21 protein-coding genes and 1 pseudogene are annotated in these 18,255 nt (G+C 49.5%); 6 read left to right on the top strand and 16 right to left on the bottom strand.

Annotated elements, in window-relative coordinates; genetic code table 11:
* Positions 1–83 precede the first annotated feature (83 nt).
* Positions 84–1,115 carry an FAD-dependent oxidoreductase gene (locus tag ABIC15_RS08645; protein ID WP_354020556.1) on the top strand — a complete coding sequence of 344 codons (1,032 nt, stop codon included), beginning with the start codon at positions 84–86 and terminating at the stop codon, positions 1,113–1,115.
* Between the two features lie 370 nt (positions 1,116–1,485).
* Positions 1,486–2,502, top strand: a complete 1,017-nt coding sequence (locus tag ABIC15_RS08640) for a hypothetical protein (RefSeq protein ID WP_354020472.1) — start codon at positions 1,486–1,488, stop codon at positions 2,500–2,502.
* Positions 2,503–2,640: 138 nt separating this feature from the next.
* On the opposite strand, the gene ABIC15_RS08635 is transcribed toward ABIC15_RS08640, so the two are convergent.
* Positions 2,641–3,459, bottom strand: a complete 819-nt coding sequence (locus tag ABIC15_RS08635) for an alpha/beta fold hydrolase (RefSeq protein WP_012370455.1) — start codon at positions 3,457–3,459, stop codon at positions 2,641–2,643.
* Positions 3,460–3,668: 209 nt separating this feature from the next.
* Positions 3,669–4,760 (bottom strand): IS200/IS605 family element RNA-guided endonuclease TnpB, encoded by a 1,092-nt coding sequence (gene tnpB, locus ABIC15_RS08630; protein ID WP_354020471.1) that lies wholly within the window; start codon positions 4,758–4,760, stop codon positions 3,669–3,671.
* Between the two features lie 294 nt (positions 4,761–5,054).
* Between tnpB and ABIC15_RS08625 the strand changes: the two genes are divergently transcribed.
* Together ABIC15_RS08625 and ABIC15_RS08620 are read left to right on the top strand one after the other, a co-directional pair.
* The gene (locus ABIC15_RS08625) at positions 5,055–6,215 is read left to right on the top strand and encodes a hypothetical protein (RefSeq protein ID WP_354020470.1); all 1,161 of its coding nucleotides are present in this window, start codon (positions 5,055–5,057) and stop codon (positions 6,213–6,215) included.
* Between the two features lie 2 nt (positions 6,216–6,217).
* Positions 6,218–7,441: a hypothetical protein gene (locus tag ABIC15_RS08620; RefSeq protein WP_354020469.1), complete on the top strand. Its 1,224-nt coding sequence runs from the start codon at positions 6,218–6,220 to the stop codon at positions 7,439–7,441.
* A 1-nt stretch (position 7,442) separates the two neighbouring features.
* Here the strand turns inward: ABIC15_RS08620 and ABIC15_RS08615 are convergent, their stop codons facing one another.
* From ABIC15_RS08615 to ABIC15_RS08585, 7 genes are all read right to left on the bottom strand, one after another.
* Positions 7,443–7,673, bottom strand: coding sequence for a hypothetical protein (locus tag ABIC15_RS08615; RefSeq protein WP_214849230.1), 231 nt, complete (start codon positions 7,671–7,673; stop codon positions 7,443–7,445).
* Between the two features lie 107 nt (positions 7,674–7,780).
* The gene (locus ABIC15_RS08610) at positions 7,781–8,104 is read right to left on the bottom strand and encodes an antibiotic biosynthesis monooxygenase (protein WP_012370450.1); all 324 of its coding nucleotides are present in this window, start codon (positions 8,102–8,104) and stop codon (positions 7,781–7,783) included.
* 71 nt (positions 8,105–8,175) lie between these two features.
* Complete coding sequence (locus ABIC15_RS08605; RefSeq protein ID WP_012370449.1) at positions 8,176–8,787, bottom strand: hypothetical protein; 612 nt, start codon at positions 8,785–8,787, stop codon at positions 8,176–8,178.
* A complete protein-coding gene (locus ABIC15_RS08600) occupies positions 8,784–9,236 on the bottom strand; it encodes a GNAT family N-acetyltransferase (RefSeq protein WP_012370448.1) in 453 nt (150 codons plus the stop codon). Before ABIC15_RS08600 ends, ABIC15_RS08605 begins: the two co-directional genes overlap by 4 nt.
* 17 nt (positions 9,237–9,253) lie before the next feature.
* Positions 9,254–9,967 (bottom strand): nucleotidyltransferase domain-containing protein, encoded by a 714-nt coding sequence (locus tag ABIC15_RS08595; protein ID WP_354020468.1) that lies wholly within the window; start codon positions 9,965–9,967, stop codon positions 9,254–9,256.
* Positions 9,960–10,442: a hypothetical protein gene (locus ABIC15_RS08590; RefSeq protein WP_012370446.1), complete on the bottom strand. Its 483-nt coding sequence runs from the start codon at positions 10,440–10,442 to the stop codon at positions 9,960–9,962. The genes ABIC15_RS08595 and ABIC15_RS08590 overlap by 8 nt, the downstream gene beginning before the upstream one ends.
* A 151-nt stretch (positions 10,443–10,593) precedes the next feature.
* Complete coding sequence (locus tag ABIC15_RS08585; protein WP_012370445.1) at positions 10,594–10,998, bottom strand: hypothetical protein; 405 nt, start codon at positions 10,996–10,998, stop codon at positions 10,594–10,596.
* 143 nt (positions 10,999–11,141) lie between these two features.
* On the opposite strand from ABIC15_RS08585, the gene ABIC15_RS08580 reads away from it, so the two are divergent.
* Positions 11,142–11,525 (top strand): hypothetical protein, encoded by a 384-nt coding sequence (locus ABIC15_RS08580; RefSeq protein WP_012370444.1) that lies wholly within the window; start codon positions 11,142–11,144, stop codon positions 11,523–11,525.
* Here the strand turns inward: ABIC15_RS08580 and ABIC15_RS08575 are convergent.
* From ABIC15_RS08575 to ABIC15_RS08555, 6 genes and pseudogenes are all read right to left on the bottom strand, one after another.
* Positions 11,522–12,859 carry an MATE family efflux transporter gene (locus ABIC15_RS08575; RefSeq protein WP_354020467.1) on the bottom strand — a complete coding sequence of 446 codons (1,338 nt, stop codon included), beginning with the start codon at positions 12,857–12,859 and terminating at the stop codon, positions 11,522–11,524. The two genes, ABIC15_RS08580 and ABIC15_RS08575, sit on opposite strands and share 4 nt — an antisense overlap.
* A gap of 158 nt (positions 12,860–13,017) precedes the next feature.
* Positions 13,018–13,815: a methyl-accepting chemotaxis protein gene (locus ABIC15_RS08570; RefSeq protein ID WP_354020555.1), complete on the bottom strand. Its 798-nt coding sequence runs from the start codon at positions 13,813–13,815 to the stop codon at positions 13,018–13,020.
* A 159-nt stretch (positions 13,816–13,974) separates the two neighbouring features.
* Positions 13,975–14,733, bottom strand: coding sequence for an SDR family oxidoreductase (locus ABIC15_RS08565; RefSeq protein WP_354020466.1), 759 nt, complete (start codon positions 14,731–14,733; stop codon positions 13,975–13,977).
* 158 nt (positions 14,734–14,891) lie between these two features.
* Positions 14,892–15,335, bottom strand: a complete 444-nt coding sequence (locus tag ABIC15_RS15315) for an Asp23/Gls24 family envelope stress response protein (RefSeq protein WP_214764758.1) — start codon at positions 15,333–15,335, stop codon at positions 14,892–14,894.
* A 15-nt stretch (positions 15,336–15,350) separates the two neighbouring features.
* Positions 15,351–15,620 (bottom strand): annotated as a pseudogene (amaP, locus tag ABIC15_RS15310) (alkaline shock response membrane anchor protein AmaP); the annotation flags it as partial.
* Positions 15,621–15,909: 289 nt separating this feature from the next.
* Complete coding sequence (locus tag ABIC15_RS08555) at positions 15,910–16,347, bottom strand: hypothetical protein (protein ID WP_214849238.1); 438 nt, start codon at positions 16,345–16,347, stop codon at positions 15,910–15,912.
* A gap of 107 nt (positions 16,348–16,454) precedes the next feature.
* Here ABIC15_RS08555 and ABIC15_RS08550 point away from each other — a divergent pair, with 107 nt between their 5' ends.
* Entirely contained in the window at positions 16,455–17,183 is a 729-nt protein-coding gene (locus ABIC15_RS08550) for an SDR family oxidoreductase (protein WP_354020464.1), read from the top strand.
* 76 nt (positions 17,184–17,259) lie between these two features.
* Here ABIC15_RS08550 and ABIC15_RS08545 read toward each other — a convergent pair whose 3' ends face one another.
* On the bottom strand, positions 17,260–18,249 hold the full coding sequence (locus ABIC15_RS08545) for an LLM class flavin-dependent oxidoreductase (RefSeq protein ID WP_012370435.1): 990 nt from the start codon (positions 18,247–18,249) through the stop codon (positions 17,260–17,262).
* Positions 18,250–18,255 lie beyond the last annotated feature (6 nt).

The raw sequence follows: 18,255 nt of genomic DNA, 5'->3' as shown, positions 1-18,255 counted from the left end.
ACGATTACGCTATTCCGCATAAGGGAATAACAGTCTCAGAGACAGCGAATTTTTAAAAAGAGTAGGTGAATGTCGTGAAGCAAATGGTCTTAGTCGGCGCAGGTCATGCGCATTTAGAATGCATCAAACAAGGGAGTCATCCGGAAATCGACTGGATTGTCGTCACCCCCTCCCGTTATCAGTATTATTCCGGCATGTTCTCCGGATTAGCAGACGGCACCTATACACTCGACGAAACCCGCATCGATGTCAAAGCATTATGTGAACGGCACGGTAAGACATGGATTGAGGACCGGGTCATGCGGATCGATGCCGCGGGCAAACAGGTCATTTGTCAGTCCGGACGGGTCGTCCCATATGATATCGTGTCCTGCAACATCGGTTCGAGCGACTGGGAAGCAAGCACCCCGATTCATGTCACGATCAAACCGAACTATCGGGTGGAAGATGCGTTCCAGACGTTCCGGAGTGCCGACTCCCCTGTCATCGTCGGCAGTGGTGCAGCGGCAGTCGAGATGGCCGCATCCTTTCAGTCAAACGGTACACCGGTCACCCTGATTCATGAAGAGCCGTTGCTCAGCGGTCATCCGGCAGGTCCGGAACTGGCCGCGCGACTCGATCAGCTGGGCGTCAACCGAATCGTGGACCGGTTCGAAACGCTGGACGGTCAAACGGCGCACTTGCGGTCCGGGCATTCCATTGAGACAGATGCCGTCTTATTTTTAGGCGGCGCCAGTGCAACCGAACTGTTCCGGGCATCCGACTTGTACTGTGATGCGCGCGGATTTTTACTGGTGCACGAGACACTGCAGTCGCTCGAGGATCCGTCGATTTTTGCCGTCGGGGACTGTGCGACTCTGACCGCATACCCGGAAACACCGAAGAATGGGGTGACGGCGGTGCGCCAGGCTCCGCTGTTGCTTCAGAATTTAATCCGGTTCGTGAACGACGAACCGTTACGGACGTTTCGACCGCAACGGTATTATTTGACGCTGCTTGCACTCGGTCATCGCCAGGCCACCTTGCTGTACGGCCGATTTTACCGAACCAACCGGCTCAGCTGGTACTTCAAACAATGGATCGACCGACGATTCATTAAGAAATATACGGTCTGAATCAACAGGCAGAAAGGTGAATCGCTCATCTTTTCTGCCTGTTTTTCGTTTAGGGAATATGTTTAAAAAAAGGAAGATGATCTCGTGAACATGGTAATATAATGGATAATTCATTAAAGGAGGAATTATCATCAAGAATAATGTACGGATTCTCGCGCTTCTATCCAGCGTCGTGTTAACCGGCTGCGGGCAAGAACGTTTGCTGGATCTTCAGCCTGTCCCTTCCAATTGGTCCGCCTATTCCTTTGTTTCCGACGAATACTCGGATCAGGAAGTCCCCGTTGAACAAAAGAACCAAATGTTGCGGACCTGTATGCAGAACAAAACGGTGTCTCTTCCGAAATCATATCGGACATTAGAGACATTTGGCATGTTTTTTACGTTAAATAATCTGGGAATTGCGCCGTTTCCGACCGAGATTGTTTATTTGGTACAGGGCAATCAGATGTACCTGTCATGTCGCTCGCCGAAGACACAGGACTTGCGTGTCCATCCGGTGAAAGCGTCGGACCATCCGTGGGTCCGCTTGACGAAGGATTCGGATCATGTCGCCCTTCAAGCACCTGTCTCGATTCCGTTGACAGAAGAACAAATGGACCGACATGTATCCGTCAATCAGGAAATGAGCGCAGACAATGAATGTGCGAAGGATTTGAAGCCGTACCATGCGTTTCAATTGCCGATTTCGGGACAGTTGTTGTTTGTCATGACAGAGTCCGGTCAAGAGCACATCATTCGAAACATTCCGCTGTCGTCCCTTCACCAGCAAGGCGAGTTTTATTTGGTGAGCCGCCGTCATATCGACGGATCAACGTCCCGCTCGTTGACTTTTTCACGTGACGGTTGGGACATGACGGATCGACAAATCATGACAGCCGACAAATCGACCCGGATCAAAACGAAGCAACTTTCCTTGCCGAAAACATTACCGGTCAATCAAACCGTGCCCTTCGTAACCATGCAAGGCGTAAAAAAAGAACGGGTAGTGGAAGAAAAGACGCTGTCTGTTCGTTATCGGCCACTTTACCGTCCGGTCAAGGAATACCAACTTGAAGAGGAGCCGCACGGAATCACGGCTTACTTCCATCCGACGATGAAATCGTTTGAAAAGGCGAAACTCAGTGAAATGGTCATCCTGCCGGAACGACTTTCCCGGGCGATGACGGAAGAGTTAAAGGCTGTGACGTTGGAAGAGCCGCAAGGTACGCGGACACCCTTTTCGTATATGACATTGCTTGAATACGGCAACACGCAAACGTTTAACGTGTATCTGAAAAAACGTGCGAATAAGACGGATCTTTATTTGCAGGATCAACGGACGAAAAAAAGTGCACGATTGTCAGGGGAATTGGCACGACAAGTCAGCGAAGAATTAGAAGCACCTTAATTCGAAACGGATCGAGACGTCATCTTTTCCGAAAACGGATTGTTATATTCAAAAAGAGATCAGGGAAACAGATTTAGAATCTGTTCCCCTGATCTTCGTAGAAACGGACTTTTGTGTCCGCCTTTTTGTGTCGAATAATTAGACCGTTTGACCTGATTTTAAATACGCAACCAGTGTTTCCGTGAACTTCTCGCGTTCGTCGAGGAACATCCCGTGTCCGCTCTCTTCAAAGACTTCAAGACGTGAACCGTTGATGTTTTTATGCATGACTTCGGCAAATTCGAACGGACAGACTTGATCTTTTTTACCGTGCATGATGAGCGTATCGACCGAAATCTTCGGCAGACCGTCGCGTAAGTCTTCGTCCCGTAAGGCAATCGCCGACTGGATCGTACCGTGGGAAGAGGCGTCGACACTGAGGTTATGGAACCATTGCAGGAGCGGTTCCGGATGCTCTTTCGCAAAAAAGATTTCCCCAAATCCTTTCAGCATCGATGGACGGTCCTGTTTCGTGTCCTCAATCAAGGCATCGACTTCCTCTTTCTTCATACCGTACGGATAACCGTCGCGTTGCGTGAAGATCGGTGCGGCTGCGCCTGCTAAGATCAATTTTGAGACATTGGACTCTCCGTGATTCAAGAGGTATTTTAAAGCGATTCCGCCGCCCATCGAGAAACCGAGTAAGGTGACGTTCGTTAATTTCAATTGCTGAATCACTTCGTTGATATCCGACGCCATCGTCGTATAGTCATAACCTGTAGCCGGCGCATCCGATTTTCCGTAGCCGCGGTAATCGACGCCGATGTAACGGTACCCTTCTTCAAGCAAACGGTTTTTTTGATATTCGAACATGTTATTGTTGGCCGGCCATCCGTGTAACATAACGACCGGTTGTCCCGAACCGATATCTTCCACGTAAATCTTTGTTCCGTCAACTGCTTGAATAAATGTACCCATCTGTGAAAACCCCCGTTGTTTTAGTTGGTCGAACTTCCGTGCATAATTACAGAATACCCGGTTGCACCATAAAACTAACATCTTAACTGTGAACTACTCATCACTTATTCGCTTCGCAAATTGAAGTGGGAGCTTCTTGGGAAGACCGTACTTTTACGAGCTACGATTATTGACCAAGCTCATCGGGTGGTTCCCACCCTGAAGGGGTTTTAGTCTGCTAACAGCAACAAGTTGATACTTGCGTTGATATCTCGATCATGATGCGCCCCGCAAGGGCATGTCCACTCGCGCACATCCAACGTTTTCTTCTCGCCTTTCGTTCCACAAGAAGAACAGATTTGCGTTGAGGCGTACCATTGGTCCGCTTTGATCAGTGTTCGTCCGTAGAAGGTGCATTTATAGGCCAACTGCCGGACGAACTCATACCAACTGACGTCTCCGATCGATTTGGCGATCGTATGGTTCTTCATCATGTTCTTCGACTTCAGTGTCTCGACGACGATGACTTGGTTATCGTCAACGATCCGTTTCGACAGCTTATGAAGAAAATCTTGACGTTGATTTACAATCTTCTCATGCTTCTTGGCGAGGATGATCCTCGCCTTGTCTCGATTCTTACTCCCCTTTTTTTTGCGGGACAAGGCACGTTGTGCCTTCTTGATCTTCTCTTCGGACTTTCGAAGGAAACGAGGATTTTCAACTTTCTCAGAAGTCCACTCGTCGTTTGTCATGATGGCGAAGTGTTCCAGACCAAGGTCAATTCCTACTTTTTTCTTAGCGAGAACCCATTGCTCTTCGGATTGATCGACAAGAATGGAGATGAAGAATTTTGAGGTCTTCGTCATCGAGACCGTAGCGGACTTGATCACACCATCGAACGGACGATGTTGCTTCAACTTTACGAAACCTATTTTAGGAAGTTTCACCTTACGATCTTCGATTCGTATGCTCCCCTTCAGATTATTTGTTGTGTAAGAGGCACGGGCGTTGTGCTTCGATTTGAACTTCGGAAACCCGACAGACGGATCTCGAAAAAAGTTGTTATACGCCTTGTTTAAATCCATCTGAGCGTTCGCAAGGGAAAGACTGTCGACTTCTCTGAGGAAAGGGAATTCCGGCTTGTACTTCGCCGGGGTTGGGAGCTTCTGTTTCGCGTCAGGGTTCAGTTTCGAATCTTCATACAATCGGATCCGCTCTTCGAGCATCTTATTGTAGACGAAACGGACACAACCGAACGTCTTCACGAAATATTCTTGTTGGGATTTCGTCGGATAGAGTCGAAACTTGTACGCCTTCAGCAACGCAATCACACCTTTCCTTTTGATTCGTTACACTGATTGTATCCAACAATCTCAGTCTGGAAAAACAGGGCGATTCATCTCCCACCTACGCTGGGCTTCGCCCTGAGAGGCTGGAGAATTCTCGCTAAATTTAGTTAAACTGTTTTCAGATTTGAATCTTTATGGAATTAAAAGGGTATCATCATGGTAAAATATTGTTAAAAGAATGAAGGAGCGATTATCATTAAGAAATCTGTACTCGCAATCAGTCTCATCGGCAGTTTATTCCTGACCGGATGCGGCACGGAGCGGCTGTTGGAGTTAAAACGATCCCCCACATATTGGGAAGCCATTAATTTTACAGATGAAGCCTATGAACCGGTTTCAAAAAAACAGTCTGCCCGCCTGCTGCAGACATGTGAAGAAAAAAAGCATATCGTTAAGATGCCGAAGCGTTACCGGACGCTCGATACATATGGTCTTTACTTTAACTTACAACAACTCGGGAACTATACCGCGCCGATCGAGCTGCAGTATATTGCGACAGGCGATGACTATTACCTGACGTGCCGTTCGCCGAAGACATCTCGTCTGACCACGCATTCGATTCAGCTGAACGACCATCCGTGGCTGAAGCAGACGAAAGGGCAAGAGTTCTCAGCAGTCGCGGAACCGGTTTTGACGACCCGGACCTTTGAAAAGGCGATGAAACGGAAACATGAGGTCATCGACGGAACCGGACAAATCCGACGGGGCTTCGTTCAATTTCCCGTAACGGGTCAAGTCGTTTTTCTGGAGGAGGAAGACGGTCAACAGCAACCGCTGTTTGGATTACCGGCTTCGTTTGTCTATCAAAAGCTGGAACTGTCCGTCGAAAAGACGACAGATGGTCTCCCGTCTACGACCTATACGCTGTTACTGAAGGATGATTTGTATGAAAATCAGCAGGATCTTTTGACGCAACACGGGAAACAACCGGCCCGATTAACCTATTACCCGCTCCCTGACGTCTTACCGGCAAACAAAACGATTCCCTACTTGACGCTCCAATCCAAGGATCCGGAAGAGCCGATGCATAAAACGATTTCCCTGCGTTACGAGACGATCGTCAAAGACCTGCCTGTCCGCGGGTTTAACGGCATCGGCACCGATAACAAAGAAATACACGGGTTCCTTCATCCGAACGAGGCAGCATTACGTGACGGCAACTTCCGGCAACTGTCGTTAATATCCGACAAGTTAGCGAAGCGGATCGCAGATGAATTAAAAGACGTCACACTGGAAAAATCGCAAGGCAGTCGGGCAGATATCCGTTACCTGACCTTGATTCAAGACGGAAAAGTCCAGACGTTTGATCTGTATCTCAAAACACGGGCGAACAAAACCGATTTCTATGTCAAAGACATCCGAACCAAAAAAACGGCGAAGCTGTCCGGGAAACTGGCGACCGCTTTAGCCGCTGAACTGGAGGACTGAAGATGCGGAAAATCGTGCTGTTAAGCATAGCGGCCATTCTGTTGAGCGGATGCAGTCCGGACGCCAAACCGATTGAATATACGTATCTGCCCGAAGTGTACGATACATTGAATCTGACAGACTTCAAGGATGACGATCCGGCCATTGGCGTCCTCATCAAACAGGTATGTGCGACAAAAAAAGTTCCGGCTCCGAAGGACTATTCTGTCGGGACACAATACTTTGTGAATCTGGTCAGCCAATTCCCGGAATCGCGCGGGGTGCAGGCAGTCTATTTGAAAACGAAACAGGACCGTTTCTTATACTGCCATGATTATATTTCAAAGCCGGGATTCCACAAATTAACGAAAAAACAGGACCGCTTCTCATCGGATGATCTGACGACACCTGAAAGTCAGGTGAAGATTCATCCGCTATCGCCGGAATTCGAGGAATCGGTCCGGGTATCCGGGTACGCATTCATGAAGTCCGCGCGGCAGTTGATCGTTCCGACGACGGGGTATCTTGTCGTCCGGGCCACGAACGAACAGACGAAACAGACGATTGTCACGAATGTGATGGAACTGACACCGTTCGTCGGGACCGTTCCGCTTGTTCTCGAATCGAATATTCAAATTCAGGAACCGTACGAACTTCAGCTGAGTCTGATCGGTCAAGCACGGTATCGTGCCGCGATTCACGCTTCGAAGGAACCGGCTACCATCGAGTTTACGGAGACGCCGCATGCAGACGGGGTTTACGGTACGGTCACGGTCAAGGAAAAAACGGGAAAAACGACCCGTTATCAGCTGACTGTCAAGCAGGAACAACAGATGCCGTCCGGTCTGAACGTACCGCCGGACGAGCTGATCGACGCGGACTATTCGGTACCGCGGCTCGCCCTGTTTCATGACCGTCCATTCCCGAAAATGAAATTAGACCGGGACGGTGGCCAACACGAGACGAATCTGCTGGCACCGGAGACGTTTATCGAGACTTCACTCGAAGAATCGAAACAGCTGGTTCGTTTGATTAACACAAGCGAAGAGACCGAACGGAAAGGACGACTCGCCGAGCGACCGTACTTAACGTTGATGAAGGACGGAAAAGCGCAACAATTTAAGATTTATCTCGACCGGCGAATCAAAAAAACCGATATCTATCTGGAAGATGTCCACCGGAAAATCAGCTTTAAGTTACCTGCAGAAGGGCGCGATTTGCTGCTTGATACCTATCAGGTCAAATGATTTAAAAAATCAGCTGTTCGACGAGGAAAATGACCGCACAAAACAAGATAAAGGCGATTCCTTCCTGCAACCACTCCCCGCGCGTCAGCCGCTCCCGTAAAAAGGACGCGCAGGCAATCAGCAGGGCAAAAAAGTACAGGTAGACAAAACCGCCGGACAGGAAAAAACCGATGATGAACATCATGCCGAACAAAACTGTCAAACCGGAAACGATGCCTTTACGTGTCGCCATCTTCCGTCACCTCTCGAGGTTCAATTTTAATTCTTTTACCCGCTTTCCGAATCATCCACTCCAGACAAAAACCGTCTCTTCCCATTCATGGGAAAAGACGGTTTTGCTTAAGCATGGGTATGATCGGCGACGACGGCATATTCCGTGACAGCGTTTGACAGGACAAGCGGTTTGACTTCCGAAGTCCCTTCGTCCCGTTTCTTATGGACACCTTTATAGGCCTGGCTCGCCTGCCAGGCATGGAAATGCTCCTGTTTGTCCCACGTCGTCATGATGGTGACGATATCATGCTCATCCTGACTGAGATCCACTAAGACCTGCATCCGGACAAATCCTTCCATCTGCTCAATTCCTTTTGTCGTCTGAAAACGTGCCGCGACTTGATCGGCTTTTCCGTTTTGTACACGCAGTTGATTCATGACAATCCACATACTATGTCCCCCTCTGTCTTAACTATCTTCAGTATACCGAACGCAAGACGGCTCTTCCCAGTCCGGAGACTTCAGTCAAGCGTATTCGACAACCGGCGCAACTGTTCGTTGCCCTGTGCATCGACAGCATGAATATCAAAAAAGAGCGACCGGGGAAAGGCTTCCGGCAAGGCTTGAATCGTATGGAAACTGTCCTTTTTCCGGACATCCAGCGTCCGTTTGATGTCTTTCAGCGGTACGTTCCGTTCCTGTTTCCCGTCGTAAGTCGCTTTATACGGATCAAACGTCAACCGGTTCAGGTTTTGGGAGCGATTTTCCCCGTAAACGGCCAAATAACGTTTTTGCTCGATTTCCAGTAACCGTCCTTCAAACCAGTCGTTTGGTTGCGGCGCTTGGCGGATCAGGCGGACGATCCGATAGGTCGAGTCCGTTTGTTGCAACACGAGTAACAGATGCGCTTTTTCCGTTTTGACGAATGCAATCGTATGGCTGTCACCGAGCGGTTCGATCCAGTACACCTGTTTGGTCGAGAACGGAACCTTCGCCGGATACTGATTCATGACATCGATCAACGTTTGAGGCGTCACGCCATAAGCAGCAATCTGTGCCGTTTGTTTCAGTGAGGAGAGCAATCCGCCAGCGAGACAAATCATAGCCAAGAACAACCAAATCCGTTTCTTCATGCCGAACCTGAAGACGGAATAAAGTGTTTGACGAGTGTGTAGTGCGAGAATCCGGGTGGATAGTCCGCGATCACGCCGACTGTCTCGTATCCGTATTTTTGATAGAAGTCATACGCCTGAAAAGAAAACGTCGTCACAAGAACGCGGTTAACCCCGGATTGACGCGCTAAAGTTTCGATTCGGTGTAACAGTTGACTGCCGAGACCTTGCGCACGTAAGCTGTCCGGTAGATAAAGAAATTCAATCTCAAGCCAACCCCAATAGATTTCCCCATAGATTCCTCCGACAATCTGTTCTTCCTCGAATACCATCACATGGACGGGATATACCGCAGCACGGCGTTTTTTGGCATGGTGCGGGGATTGTTCATTATTATACGTCCGAATTTTTTCCTGCAGAAACGTTTTGTAGGGAGCGGATTCTTCCGTCCCTTCCCGAATAGTTAGCATCCGCCTCTCCCCTTTTCTCACTTTCCGATTGAAAAACCGTCAAAATAACGACCGCCATGCGAATCGAGCCACTGTTCCACCAAATCGATGACAGCCTGTTTTTGATCGGATCGGAAATACACATTAAAAGCGTCCGTCAATCGTTTGGCCTCGACCGGATCGACGATTGCCAGACTGCGGATCAGCCATTTCCCTTGTCCCGTCCAGTGACCGGAAGCCCGCAACCGGAAGTCCGTCGCTTGTTCGAGCAACCGGGCAGCGATTCCGAGCCCGTCCGTCCGGTCGCTCACGCCGATGAAATCATCGAGCAGATCGGTCAAAGAGTACCGGGCCCGGTTCATTTCAGTAAGCGAAAGAACCGGCGGACCGGCAAGTAACTCTGTTTCGGCTTGTGTTTTCAGAGGCACAAGCACCGGATGATCCCGTACGACGAGACCTTCTGCGACCATCCGTTGCATCGACGGACGTCCGCGTTCCCGGTCCTGCCGGAAAAACTCCCGGATGGTCGTACTCGAATGGATGAATGCTTCGACCGGATATTGATCGAAGGTGAACGATTCCCGGTAAGAAGCTGCAACGGATTCATAAAACACGACGAGATCCAAATCGGATGTCGCAGTCGCCTGTCCCCGGACAAAACTTCCGGCGAGTAAAGCGGCGTCACAATCCGGATAACGGTTTTCGATAACGGAGCGTGCGGTCAGAAGTGCCTTTTGAAGCTGATCACTCATGTGTCTGATTATGCAAAAGCGTATTGTCGGAAGCGAAAACTGCCAGTTCATCGCCCGGTACGGCGACAATCGAGACAAGGCCTTTATCAGGTAACGTCATATCGATGGCCCATGATTCGTAATACGTATCCGACCCGTTGATCACAAGCGTTTTTCCCGAACTGAAGGTGATGAACAGATGAGGAGCGGCTTTTCCGATTCGGACGGCAATGATTCGTTCGGTATGTAACGTCACAATCAAGTGAAGCATCTCTTCTTTCGGCATATGGCGGACGACCCAGTCCTTCGAAGATTCGACATCCCCGTAATACAAGCGGTCGGTTTCAATCCGGATTGAGATATCTGGAATCGTGGCATCATAAAGATTAATCAGTTCGATGCTGATAAAGCCTGTCAGGTGAATCGTCGAGATTTGAGTCCCTGTCAAATACGTAGATACGAGCTTGCGGGCAATTTGATGATCTTCTTTGTTCATAATTCCACCTCTTCACGAAATAGTTGACGGTGATGTCGATCTAGTTGTCATTTTTCTATCCTCTAAATTTACCACATATTTGCAGACGACGGGAATGGCAACAACAAAAAAACAGATGACCGTCCCGTGAACGTCATCTGTCTGTAAAAGGTCAATTCGCTTTTTTCAGGATATTTAGCAGCCACTTCTGCAAGTCTTTGCCGCCTTCATAAAACGAACAGTCGCGGAGCTCAATCGTATGTCCGCCTGCTTGAATCAATTCGTTGAACGTATCTCCAAGATCGCGGTTTTCCCACTTCCGTTCATCGTTGAGGTACTTGAAACCGAAGTTGCATTCCACATTAAAGATGATATGGAACGGCTCTTTAAAGGACTGCACGGCGCGGATCATCTCGAGGAGAATCATCCGTTTCGGCGTTGATTTTTTAAACGTATCGATGACGGTCGTCCGGCGTCCGTGAAATTCGACGACACGGACGGCACGTCCTTCATCGGCTTTGAAATCGTAACTCGTCCGGATGGAAACGATGATTTCGCGTTGATCTGTCTGTTGCATGTTTTACCACTGCCTTTCTCTCGCTTGAGTATACCATCACCCACGGCTTGTCTTGAAGGGTTATTTCAGAATCCGTCCCGAGAATGATTGAACCCTCCCATTATTTGTCTTATAATGAAAAATATGCTGAAAGGAGCTTGATTGTGAAACCGTTATTTTCCATTATCCTCACTGTTTGCTTACTTTTCACCGGGTGTTACTGTACGCTCGACGAGCAGACGGACGGCCCCCACTTCAAGTCTCGTGCGCGGACGATTTCGAAGTATCATACGTTTGATATCGAATTCTCGAAAGGACTGCGTCCGGAACAAGTCTCGGACCGGACGGTCACGATCACGGATTCGACCGGCGAACGGATGCAGACGGAGCTTGAAGTCATTGACGGCAAGGAACTCCGGATCAAGCCGCCCCGCTCGGGTTATCAAAAGGGACGCCGTTACATCATACATATCCGGGATTCGGTTGATGCACGAAAACAAATTAAAAGTAATACGATAAAAGAACGGATCTTCACTGTTGATCGTTAAACAGGAAGATCCGTTTTTTTGTCCGGTCGTTCAAATGTCAGGTTCAGCCGGCGCTCCGCCAGATGGAGTGACAGCGATCGTGCCAGACCGAAACCAATGAATGCGAGCCAGACCCCGTGATTGCCGATCCAGTAAATCGACAGCAGTAATAGTCCGAACACAAGAAAAGCCTGAATCATCGAGTTCCGGACCGGTTTTGCCCGGGCCAGTCCCGAAAAGACCCCTTCGTACAGCATCGCAAATCCACCGGTCAACGGAAAGACGAGAATCCACCCATAATACAGGGCGGAGACGTCGAGCAGGAGCGGATCGGTTGAAAACAGCCGCAGGAAGGCATCCTGGAAAACGGCTAACAGTCCGATCATCAACACGATGGAAGCGATCCCGAATTGCCGTGTCAATGAAAGACTTTTCCGGTAACCGGCTTCATCACGCCGCCCCCGCGCCCGTCCGACGAGAATCGTCGAAGCACTGCCGAGTCCTCCGAACCAGTAGGCGATCACATACTGGATTTGCAACAAGATGGCGTTGGCCGCCAGCACATCCGGTCCGAATTGCGCACCGGTCCGGGTAAACCAGCCGGTCACGAGCAACAGAAAAATAGTCCGGACGAATAAATCGGCATTGACGGTAAAAAACTGCCGGTACGCCTGGACATGAAATAAGAGATCGCGATAGACGGCTTTCCAGGCGAGTTGCCGGAACATGATCAGGAATCCGGAAGCGACGATACTGATTTCAGCGACGAGTGTCGCAATCGCGACACCGGCAACACCGTATCCGAGGCCGAGGACAAAGACGACATCGAGGACGATATTGATGAGGTTGCTGAATATTTGAATCAACAGAGCACGTTTCACCTGCCCCTGTCCGATCAGCCAGCCGAGGACCGCGTATCCGACCAGGACGAACGGTGCCCCATAAATCCGGTAATCAATGTACGTCGTGACATCCGGCAACAAGGTTTCAGGTGCTGCCAGTAAGTAAAGTCCCCCTGCCGTCAACGGAACACGTAAAAGAATCAGTACGAGTCCGATCAGGAAGCCGAGCAAAACCGGGCGGTATAAAGCAAAGTGCAACGCCGTTTCATCCTGATGGACGCTCGCTTGGGCACTGAAGCCGGTCGTACTGACTTTTAAAAATCCGAACAGCCAGTAAATCGTGTTAAAGAACACGGCGCCAATCGCAATCGCACCAATGGCGACCGCATCCCCGGTCTGTCCGATCGTAATCGTATCGGTGACGCCAAGCAACGGCGTCAAAATACTCGACAGGATCAGCGGATATGCCAGCAGGCCGTACTGGCGTGCTGTAACAGGCGTCGGGACTGACATGACCAGCCCTCCTTTTTTGAGTAGCCAGGCTACTTTCGATTTCATCAAACATCTGCTTAGTATAATGTATTTTTGACGTAAAAAGACCTTCTTCCGGATGACTCTTGTCAGAATCACACGAAAGAAGGCAGGAATGAGTCATTAAAACCATGCAGGCGTCATAACACCCGCACAAATTCTTTTGCCTGTTGCTCCAATTGCTTGGCAGAATCCGCCAAGAGATCAAATTCGCGGACCGTCTGTTCGAGCTGTCCGCTGCTTGTTTTAACTTTTAACGAGATGTGTTCAATGCTCGTTGAGACTTCCTCAATCCGTTGAACGATCCCTTCGATATTCTCCTTGATTTCACCGATCGATAGCGAGACTTTATTGGACAGATTGCGGACTTCTGTCGCGACGACGTTGAACCCGCGTCCGTGTTCACCGGCGCGCGCCGCTTCGATCGCTGCATTCAGGGCCAACAGGTTGGTTTGGGCGGCGATGTCACGGATTGTCGTGACGATATCGGTGACTGAATCCGTCTGCGCCTGGAGTTGGACGAGATTCGCGAGATTTGCTGTCGATTCCGCTTCGACCTGCTGAACGGTTGCCAATACATGGAGTCCATCCTGGCGTCCGCTTTCTGATTTCACCGTCAAAAAAGCTGAGGTGGCATTCAATTCGTCTGCCATCCGCAAGACATCCTGTTGTCGAACGATGATGTCGGTTGCAATTTTTGACACGCCGACGACACGCCGTCCGTCCTCCGAGAAAATCGGCATATACGTCGCTTCGAGCCACTTTTGTTGTCCGTCCGCCGACCGCCGCTCGATTTTGTCTTGATACGTGATGCCTTGCATCAGCTTGCGCCAAAACAGTTCATAAGCCGGACTGTCCACAAATCCGGAAAAACAAAGATCCCGGTGGTACCGCCCGATCAACTCATCGACCTCATAGCCCATCGTCCGAGCAAACAGCTCATTTGAAGACTCCTCATTTGGATTACACTATCTTATTATTCCTTTTATCGACTAATTCCTTCCATATTGAATAGCGTTCCGTCAATTAATGACTGCTCTAAATTATTATTCAATCAAAAAAGGCCCCCTTTGATCAGGGAACCTTAAGAAATCTCTTTAATAAGCACTCCAGCCGCCGTCCGCGATGATAATTGCCCCGTTGACGAAACTGCTCTCTTCGGAAACAAGGAACAACGCCAACCGGGCAATTTCTTCCGGCTTCGCTGACCGGGGATTCAGTCCCATCCCGAGCATCGTCCGGCCCATCCCGAATTCATTGATGTTCGTCATCGACTGACCGATGTTCGTCTCGACTGCACCGGGAGCAATTCCGTTGCAACGGATTCCTTCCTTAGCGTACAGATAGGCGGTGTTTTTCGTCAAGCCGACGACGGCGTGTTTCGACGCCGTATAGGCGGCTCCGGCCCGCGCACCGTTCAACCCGCCGATTGAAATGTTATTGAGAATGACACCGTGACCCTGTTTCTGGAACAACGGAACGGCAAGCCGCATCGCACGCATGACGGCGGTCGTGTTAACGGAGAAAACACGTTCCCAGCGCTCGTCCGAGATATCCCCTACGCCTTCCATTCCGTCCATGATGCCGGCATTATTGACAAGGACATCCAGCTTCCCGTACGTCGTAATGGTTTGATCGATCAATTGCTGAACGGCGGTTTCTTTTGCCACATTCGTTTCCACTGCGAGTGCCGTTCCGCCGTTTTCAGTAATCGACTGCGCGACTTGTCGTGCTGCTTCACCGTGAATATCCGAAACAACGACATGTGCCCCCTCCGCTGCAAATATCTCTGCCATCGCCTTACCCATTCCGGAAGCGGCTCCGGTAACGATGATGACTTTTCCGTCTAAACGCATGATCATCTCATCCTTTCCGATTGGATTGAAGTCTTCCTTTGTCTTTTCCCGTTTTCAATCCTTGCAGTCACGCGGATTGATGGTAATTTGATAAACGTTTTTTTGAAAAACACGAAAAAACCAGGAACTCTCACAACGAGAATTCCCGGTCGATTCGATTATTTTAATTCGCGGCTTGTTTTTTCTTCTACGGCTTCATTGTTTTTGCTTTTCGCATCGAATTCGGCACGTGTCATGACGTCTTCGACATGCATGTTGACTTCGACGACTTCAAGTCCTGTCATATCACCGATTGCTTTTTTGATTTTAGCGACCGTTTCCTGGAAAATCGACGGGATGTTTTTGCCGTATTCGACGATGACGCGAAGATCAAGCGCAACCTGGCGCTCACCGACTTCTGCGCCGACACCTTTTGTGATGTCTTCCGTGCTGCGGAGGCGATCCGTCAAACCGCTCATGAATCCACCGCTCATTGATAAAATGCCTTGTACTTCATTTGAAGCAATCCCGGCGATCTTTTTGATGACCTGATCTTCGAATGTTAATTTATTCGTACGTACCTCTTCATTTTGTCCAGTTGTGTTTAATGATTCGTTTGCCATTTGAAATCTCTCCTTTTGAATCGTGATGTTGCCGTCTCCTGTCCGGATCAACAACCGTTGACCTTTCGAGCGACTGAGTAATCCGGTAAATAAGAGAATGACGAATACGAAAGCTAAAAATCCACCAATCGAGAGCACCGTGTAGCTGTACCATTGTTGATCCTGCCATTGTTCGAGCAACGGACTGATGCGCGGAACGTCATAAACGCCGAGGAACAGTAAACCGACGCTGACTAACCCAAGCAGGCCGATGAGAACGAGTAAGAAACGATTGAACCCATTCATCTTCATCTCTCCTTTAGATAACGTTGTAAGATTCTTTCACATAAGACTTTCGCTAGCTAAAATATTATGTGTATGGTGTGTTTATTCCCGTTCACTAGACCTTAAAAAATTAAAATGCACTTTTGATTAAAGTTCTATTATTCTGATAATTTAAAGGCTGAATTGCTCTAATCCATTGTTTTATTTACTTTATTTCATAAAAAAGTCCCTTCCATCGAAAAATCAAGGAAGGAACTTTCGTATTTTATGAAAAAACGAGATTCACCACACGATTCTTGCGTTGTCAATATCATTTTACCTGGACAGGGAAAGCGACGTTGCCGTCCCCTTTTTTCCACCAGGCATAGACATGGTAGGTATAGACCCCTTTTTGATCGGGGGCGGTAATCTGTTCATTCTTCAGCCGAATCGTTTTTTTCGTGTCATTTTTCTGCCATTGCTCGGCTTTGATTCGTTCCGGTGCTGGACCATCGTTAAAGGCGACCTCAATCTTCTGACCGGGTTTGACGACGGTTGGTGTTTGTTCCGCTGTCATGTCGAGTGGAGTCGAGTCACTCAGGTCAATACACTTGCTGTTCAACAAGCTATTCCAGCAGGACGAACCGCTCGTTACAGCGATGTCCGTCCCGTTGACGGAAACGTCCGGTTCCGGAGGGGTTCCGCGAAACGGTTCGAGATATAACATCAATCCGACTATTAGAAGAACAAGCCAAAATCGTTTTTTCATAATCGGTATCCTTTCTTCCTTCGAACTGTCGGTCCGAGGTTTGCTTGTGTTGAAAAAAGGCTAATACTTCAAGGGTTGAGTTAAAAAATATACAGGAGGGTTTTTGCATGATCGAAAACAAAGTCGTCATCATTACAGGAGCATCAAGTGGCATTGGGGAAGCTACTGCTAAGTTACTCGCTAAACAAGGTGCGCAACTGGTCCTCGCAGCGCGCCGGGAAGATCGTTTGAAAACTTTGCAACAGGAAATCGAACAACTCGGCGGTAAAGCCGTCTATCAAGTGACGGACGTCACGGATTCGGCGCAAGTCGAGCAACTCGCAAAACTCGCGCAGGATACGTTCGGTTCGGTCGATGTCCTCGTCAACAATGCGGGCCTGATGCCGCTGTCGAAACTGAACAAAAACAAGCAGGACGAGTGGAACACGATGGTCGACGTCAATATTAAAGGTGTGCTGTACGGCATTGGTGCCGTCCTGCCATACATGCGTGAGCAAAAACGCGGACATATCATCAACATCTCGTCTGTCGCAGGACACGACGTCATGCCGTCGAGTGCCGTTTACAGCGGGACGAAATTTGCCGTCCGTGCGATTACGGAAGGTTTGCGAAAAGAAGAGTCGGTCGAAAACAATATCCGCGCGACGATCATTTCACCGGGAGCCGTTGATACCGAGCTGAAAGATCACATCACGGACGAAGAAATCAAACAAGGCAACGGCGACTTAAAAGCGATGGACGCTGACGCCATTGCCCGTGCGATTGCTTACGCCGTCAATGAACCGGACGATGTCGCGGTCAATGAAATCCTGATCCGCCCGACTGCCCAACAATAAGTCAAAACGAACACCGCCTGTACTGAACTGCCCCATAAAAGTTGGACATAAAAATCCAACTTTTATGGGGTGTTTTTTAATGGAGCAATCGTTCGGCAATCAACTGATAGGACCGGAGCCGCTTGTCCTGATCAAACGCATTATTGATCAACAGAAACTGATCGGTCTGGTAACGGTCGGACAACTCCTGCAATTCTTGCGCGACGGTTTCCGGTGTCCCGACGATCGTCCGCCGGCGGTCGTGCTGGATTCGTTGTTGTTGCTCGGCATTCCACGACTTGCTTTCTGTAGTCGCAAACGACGGCACGATCGAATGGCCAAGCCGGATTCCTTGAATCCAGGCGTCTTGCGTCCGTGCCAAGGCTTCCGCTTCTTCCATCGTTTCGGCACAGATGACGAAAACGCAGACGATGACATTCGGTGTCCGTCCGTCGACCGGAACGAATGCGTCGCGATACGTCTGCAGCGTTTCTTCCCACTTGTCGGGATTGATGAAATGACCAAACACGAGTCCGTGTCCCCGCTCGGCAGCAAGTGCGGCACTGCGCGGAGACAGTCCGAGCACGGATAACGGTAACCGTTCCTTAATCCGCGGTGTCGTCTTGACGATCCGGTACGGGTGGCGCGATGATAACCGGTCGGTCAAAAAGCCGTCGACTTCATCAAGCAGTCGCGGAAACTCAGCAGCGGCATTCTCGGCCCCGTCCGTCAAGGCACGCCGGGTCCGTTCACTGCCACCGGGTGAATTGCCGATTCCGAGCTCGATCCGGTTCGGATAAAATGCGGCAAGGGTCGAAAATGACTCGGCGATTTTGAGCGGATGATACTGCGGCAATAAGATCCCGCCGGAACCAAGTTTAATCTTCGAGGTCGCGTCCCCCATCCGGGCAATGAATAATTCCGGTGCCGCACTGAGCAAACCGTTCGTGTTGTGATGTTCGGCAAACCAGTACCGGTCATAGCCGAGACGTTCCGCCTCGACGACCAGTCGTTTTGTTGACTCCATCGTCTGTTCGATCGTATCCCCCTCGTGAAGCGGGACCTGATCCAAGATTCCTAAGCGCATACGCTC

It is taken from the genome of Exiguobacterium sp. PvP048, from assembly GCF_040549175.1.
In the GTDB taxonomy this organism is placed as follows: Bacteria; Bacillota; Bacilli; order Exiguobacteriales; family Exiguobacteriaceae; genus Exiguobacterium_A; species Exiguobacterium_A artemiae.
Note: the sequence above shows the minus strand (reverse complement) of the source record. Positions and strands in the feature narration are given on the sequence as shown.